Annotated in this window: 7 protein-coding genes; 2 read left to right on the plus strand and 5 right to left on the minus strand. The window is 41.3% G+C overall.

The genetic code is table 11. The features are described 5' to 3' along the window. The first annotated feature begins 212 nt into the window (after window positions 1-212). Window positions 213-452 (plus strand): hypothetical protein, encoded by a 240-nt coding sequence (locus NWP22_RS08130; RefSeq protein ID WP_271731006.1) that lies wholly within the window; start codon window positions 213-215, stop codon window positions 450-452. A gap of 110 nt (window positions 453-562) precedes the next feature. Here NWP22_RS08130 and NWP22_RS08135 read toward each other — a convergent pair whose 3' ends face one another. From NWP22_RS08135 to NWP22_RS08145, 3 genes are read right to left on the minus strand one after another with little or no spacing between them, the layout of a single operon-like run. Continuing rightward, window positions 563-1,696, minus strand: a complete 1,134-nt coding sequence (locus tag NWP22_RS08135) for a Gfo/Idh/MocA family protein (protein ID WP_271731009.1) — start codon at window positions 1,694-1,696, stop codon at window positions 563-565. 23 nt (window positions 1,697-1,719) lie between these two features. Beyond that, complete coding sequence (locus NWP22_RS08140) at window positions 1,720-2,862, minus strand: DUF1822 family protein (RefSeq protein WP_271731016.1); 1,143 nt, start codon at window positions 2,860-2,862, stop codon at window positions 1,720-1,722. Window positions 2,863-2,903: 41 nt separating this feature from the next. Continuing rightward, a complete protein-coding gene (locus NWP22_RS08145) occupies window positions 2,904-4,049 on the minus strand; it encodes a sigma-70 family RNA polymerase sigma factor (protein WP_271731011.1) in 1,146 nt (381 codons plus the stop codon). A gap of 457 nt (window positions 4,050-4,506) precedes the next feature. Between NWP22_RS08145 and NWP22_RS08150 the strand changes: the two genes are divergently transcribed. Beyond that, a complete protein-coding gene (locus tag NWP22_RS08150) occupies window positions 4,507-4,974 on the plus strand; it encodes a DUF2214 family protein (protein WP_271731012.1) in 468 nt (155 codons plus the stop codon). 4 nt (window positions 4,975-4,978) lie between these two features. Here the strand turns inward: NWP22_RS08150 and NWP22_RS08155 are convergent, their stop codons facing one another. Both NWP22_RS08155 and NWP22_RS08160 read right to left on the minus strand, forming a co-directional pair. Beyond that, window positions 4,979-5,578 (minus strand): MBL fold metallo-hydrolase, encoded by a 600-nt coding sequence (locus NWP22_RS08155; RefSeq protein WP_271731014.1) that lies wholly within the window; start codon window positions 5,576-5,578, stop codon window positions 4,979-4,981. Window positions 5,579-5,747: 169 nt separating this feature from the next. Further along, a partial coding sequence (locus tag NWP22_RS08160; RefSeq protein WP_280801718.1) for a hypothetical protein occupies window positions 5,748-5,961 on the minus strand: 214 nt, incomplete at its 5' end.

Here is a 5,961-nt window from a genome sequence, read left to right on the forward strand (position 1 = left end):
AGTTAGCTGAAGCCTTTGTAACCACCTATGCTATTGGTCATGTGACCGTACTAGCTAAGTCATTTAGTTACGCTTACTAATGACTTGAATCGCTGCATTTAATTAGGATCTCAGTTTACTAGATAGCTGTTCAGGGATACACCTATTAATTATTATCCCTGACGGCTAATTCCGGAAAAAACTATCGCTACAAATACTTGAGGAGCAATAAAATGGCTAACATTATTCTTTCTGAACTCAACAATGCTGGTGTGGAATTATTTCAAGATTCTGAAAGTTTTCTCAATGAACTTAAAGATGTAGATGCTGTTTCTGGAGGTGAAAGCAGTGTTTCTAATAGTGGATATGTCAGCGATATTTCTACATTAACTAAGTTAGCTGAAGCTTTTGTAAGCACCTATGCTATTGGTCATGTGACCTACCTAGCTAAGTCATTTAGTTGGGGTTACTAATTTAATTAGGATCTCAGTTTACTAGATAGCTGTTCAGGGATACATCTATTAATTATTATCCCTGACAGCTATAGCATTTCCCAGCGGGGAATCAATTAGTGTCTACTTGATTAGACACCATCAGTGAGGAACTTTTCCAGGTTGGGGACATCTACCCAACTTGATGTTGTGTGAGATTTATGAGATAAATCCATTAACAGTTGAGAATAAACTCCTTCTCGCAAGGATGGGACTATTAGCTGTTGGCGTTCAATTCCTTGTACCCATTGGTCTACTACACGGGTAAATGCACAAATACGCCCGTCTGGGTGATGTTGGGGAAAAACTAACCGGTTGGGTATTTCAATTTCTTGGAGAGGTTGACCAGGTTGGCAACCCCACACGCGAAATCCATGTATATAATCTTTTTGATTTTCACTACCTAAAACTAGGGTACCGCGATCGCCATACACTTCTATCCAATGTGTGCGAGATGCGTAAACTACAGCACTGATAGCAAGTTGACAAGGTGTACCATCAGCTAATTCTAAAGATAGCAGACAGTTGTCATCTGTATTGACTGGTTTTAATTCTCCAATACTGGGGTCAACCCGTGCGGGAATGGCGGTAGTCAGGTAGGCGTTTAATCTGCTGACTGGTCCAAAGAGCCAGGAGATATAATCAAAGGCGTGGGACCCTAAAGAACCTAATGCACCGCCTCCCTGTTCTTGACAGGAATACCAGTTCCATGGGCGTTCGGTATCCGCGCGGGAAGAACCTAACCAATCAATTTTAATTAAGCGCTTGTTACCTACATAGTTTTTAGCTAATAATTCGGCGAATAATTGCCATGCTGGAACAAAGCGAAATTCAAAATCTACTATAGCAGTTACGCCTTGGGCTTGGGCTAATTGATATAATTCTTTAGCTTCTAAGACATTTAAAGTTGTGGGTTTTTCTAATAATAAGTGTTTCCTGGCTTGCAGGACTGCTTTAGCCATTTCATAGTGGAGAAATGGGGGTGTTGCTATACTCACCGCTTGCACTGCTGGTAATGCCAAAATATCGGTAATATTGTCGCAGGCGTGGGGGATATGATGAGTTTGGGCGATGGTTTGGGCTTGATGAATATCTCGATGATAAACGGCGACTATTTCGGTGCGATGATGGGCTTTAAATCCAGGAATGTGGACTTTTTGACCAAATCCAGTACCGATAACTGCCACGCCGATTTTATTTTGATTGATGGGGATTTGAGAAGGCATAAAGTCAGGATGGGGTTTTACCGTTAAAATTTTAATATTTCTCGGTCATAGTTATCGGGATGGGGTTCTGTTTCCCAGACTATACCTTCTCCTGGTTCTAATGCAACCTCTATATAAAGTTGTTCCACCGCAGTGGTGGCTATATCTTCATTATTGGGAAATGGTTGTAAGTCTTCGGTGAGGAGTCTGAGTTTAAAACCCCCAGGAATGCCTGCGCCTATGATAGTATGACGTAACTCAAACCGCCAATGTGTGATGTGGGGTTGACCTTGGGGTGTAATCACCAGTTCATATAATTGACCCGCGATCGCTAGTTGGCGCGATAAAGTCACTCTTGGTTGATTTTCCGTGATATTTCGCGCCCCAGCCCTATTGGGTTGCAGATTGATCTTTTCCCACCCGACTACCATTTCCGACACACCGCTGTTTAACCATTGTGTGACTGAGCGTTGTTCTGGTAGTCCCAAACGTTGTTCATATAATCGTTGTCGCCAACCTCCATGGCCAATTAATCCCCCCCACAATGGAAAAGGCACTGTTAAACCGGGGTTAATTATGGCTGGATTTCCCAGGCGGGTAATTAAATTTTCCGCTTGTGCTTGTGGTATATTTGGTAAGTCTATGATGGCAGTTCGTGTAATTTCATCACTGCAAAATTCTCGCGCTACCCCTAATACACTCATATCGGTAATAATATAATCTTGCTCCAGAGCATAGGTGCGATCGCTTGGCTGATAATTACCTTTGGTTTTGAGTTGTTGATGGGTACAATAGCCCCAAACCCTAACATAGCCATCATCTGGTTCTACTTGCACTCCTAAGTAATAATCCCCCGCCCAGGTAGGAATATCTACCCATTCCTGGGGTACACGCAATTCACTACAATCAATATTTTCACTGGGAACCAAAATAAATCTCACTGCGTCTACTGTGATAGCAGTACCATTGACTAGCTCCGAAAAACTAGGTAAAGCGGTGGTATTAGGCCAAACTTGGGCTTGGGGTGTGAAGTCTGACTGTAACCAAGGTAAGACAGCACCCAAACACAGTTGATTGATATAGGCTTGATAATTGTTCCGAGAGTGAATTGCAGATTGTATAGTATCTGGAATTGCTAAAATTATGTCTGTAAAAACATAATTTAAGATGGGGGTATTAATATTCATGGGGTTTTCTCCGGATAATTTGGCGGCTTTTCCTCTACGCATTAAGTAGAAATGCTGTAGTGTTTTTGCAACCATTCCTCAATCACAGGACTCATGCTAGTTAGTAGGTCTGTGTTGACGGAAATATGCAAAGTATTCCGACTCCAATTAGCCAGAGTTCGCAGTAATATTGTTTTAGCTGTTGTCAATCGCCGGGACACTGTATATTGCTTGATTTCTAACTGTTTGGCAATGACATTTTGATTGTGCTGTTGACCATAGTATAGTTGTAAAATATTTTGCAATTGCGGTTCAAGTTGGGTGATGGTATCCCCTAAAAGTCGGTTAATCTGCATTTGCACACCCGCGCGGGTTTGGGCTTCTTCAGCGGCGATAATTCCATCGATTAAAGATGCTGGTTCGGTTCCTGGTAGATCTACCCCTGGTAGATAATCAAGGGAATCCTTCCGGGGGTAAAGATATTTTCTCACGGCTGTTGCCGCACTGAGGAGCCAATTTTCTAAGGTTTTGGGGTTGACTTTAGAGCGAGTTTGTGTATTATAAATCTGGGCGATCGCTTGCCAAATTTGCTCATCTGGTGGAGCTAGTTGGCGACAATTACCAGGTTGGGGGATATATAAAGTTTTAAAACATTGCCAAGCCACAGTATAAGCGTCAATGGTATCTGAGGAGTACCCAGCATTTTTGAGAGCGTCATGGAAACGCATTTGTGATGTTTTCCTTAACAGACCCCAGTCTGTACAAATATCCACTTCCCCAACTTGGCGACAATATTCCCGGATAGCATTCCCAAACACAATACTGGCATAACTTTTCAAACTACTGCTGTAATTAGGATTAAAACCTTGGAAAACTTTATTAACTTGGGCGATCGCTATTTGAAAACAATCTGATATTTTGTATTGGGTACTCAGGAAGTTAGCGACTGTTTTTTGAGAACTCCAATAGCAAGCTTCTTGTAAATATGCTGTCAGATGTTGCTGCGCCAAAAATTTAGTTTCTGCAACTTCCCAAGACTTATACCAATATATAACCCAAAAGTTTTCAGTTGTATTTTTTGTGGTTTGTTGCAGACAACGTTGAATGCTGCGACGCAATCTTGATTCTGTCGCCCAATGACTGAATCTGTCTCCCTGAAACTGTAAGAAGGTGGAAAAAATTTCTATGATAGTAGGCCGGGGTTGCATAAAAAATGAGAAACTGACCTAAAGGAAAAATCAAAGGTAAAACAATACCAGCACTTTACTACACAAAAGATAATCACAATATCTAAAAAAAAGCGGTTGATGTTGATTCACCAAAGAATATTATCTAAAAGTTGGGATAACAAATAATATTCGGAAATTTCAATAGATCAAGATTAATAGTTTTAGCCGTTACTAATAATCATTACAGGACTGTTTGTGATCACAAATAATTGCCTGGGTCTGGGCGAATATGATGCTGTGCTAGGTGGTAGCCAGGAAAACTGAAAATAAACCTCTATTTTATACTCTTTAACTCACGAACTACACTGGTGGTCAAACTTAGGCAATACAGATTAGCCAGTTTAGTGTACAATTTATAAGGAATTTACCGAAAATAAAAGATGAGATGGTTTCGGCTCCAAAATAAATACTAAAATCGCAAAATCTAGAAATTATTATGTTGATAAGTGCCGTTGTTGCATATTTGCATTACTTGGGGTTGATGTTGTCTTTTGGAGCGCTAGTTTTAGAGATATTCATCTTAAACTCTCAAAAGGAGTTGAGCTTAAATGAGGCTTGGAAAATTGTCATTGCTGATACTGTGTATGGTATATCAGCGGTAATGATTTTGGCTACAGGTGTATTACGTGTTCTTTACTATGGTAAAGGCTCGGAGTACTATTTAAATAATCCTGTTTTTTATACGAAAGTAGCTATCTTTCTGTTGGTAGGTGGTTTGTCTTTGTATCCGACAGTTTCTTTTATTAGTTGGGTTCCTGCTCTCCAAAAGGGGACAGCCCCCAAGGTTGAATCAACTCAAGTAAATCGTCTGATCTGGTTAATTAGAACTGAAATTGTTGGTTTTGCACTGATTCCCCTGTTGGCTGCACTCATGGCCAGGGGAATAGGTTACCCAGTGAGTTGAGTAATTATAAGGTGGCTAGCAAATCCTGCAAGCGATCGCGACCATCCCGAAACACAGGCCAACCGTCCCCCACCAATACAGCTTCTACGTGGGGTAGTGCTGCTAGGCGTTGCACAGAAGCCACAGCCGCTTGACGGTTGAGCAACTTCTCATCAGGTAAGATGGTTAAACTACCAGCCTTGCGAGCGCGTACAAGGTCTCCGGTAATCAAAGTTGTTTCCTCTAGTAACAAGGCCAACTCCCCCGGTGTCTTAGAACCGTGAAGTTCTAACACCTTTAATCCGGGGACAACTTCATCACCATCACCTAACCAGCGATCGCAACGTATGGGAAAATTATCCTTTTCCTTCACAGGTCCGGCGATTTTAGCATAAGTTTGGTCAGCGATTTCCTTAGCAGACCTGATATGCTCAGAATTAGTCAACACAATCCAAAGCACACCACCGAGGGATTGCAAATGATTCCAATCATGATTTGATAAAGCTACTGGGTCAATGAGGATATTTCCCTGTGGACGCACCCAAGCAACCCCATGGAAATCAATATTTCTTGTGGGATTGAAAGTAGACCAGCCATATAGATCGGGACGGTGTAGAGATTTCATAAAAATTCTGGTTTAGTACCTTCAATAGCTCTGGATTTATAGTTCAATTTCCATAATGTATCAATAATCCCATCTTTAATTCAATGCTTATAGCCATTTTTTGGCAATTAGTCCCTGGGTGAGCAGCTTAACCACTCAATTACTCGCAAAGTATTTTAGAGGATGTTTGTCAAGTTTTGACCCCACCCCCTTCCTTACAAGGGTAGGTTTTTAATATGATCTGTGAAGGCAAGACCACCGAAGACAAGGAAGGAAAGTGGACAAGGAAGATTTTATCCGGACAATGGTCTTTTAAGGGGCTATTTTTCTTACTAAGAATACAGACTTTGTACTGTTTTTCTCCCTTGTCACCTAGTCCACCTTGTCCACCTTGTCTTGTCCTT

The organism is Anabaenopsis tanganyikae CS-531, from assembly GCF_029891675.1.
Lineage (GTDB): Bacteria > Cyanobacteriota > Cyanobacteriia > Cyanobacteriales > Nostocaceae > Anabaenopsis > Anabaenopsis arnoldii.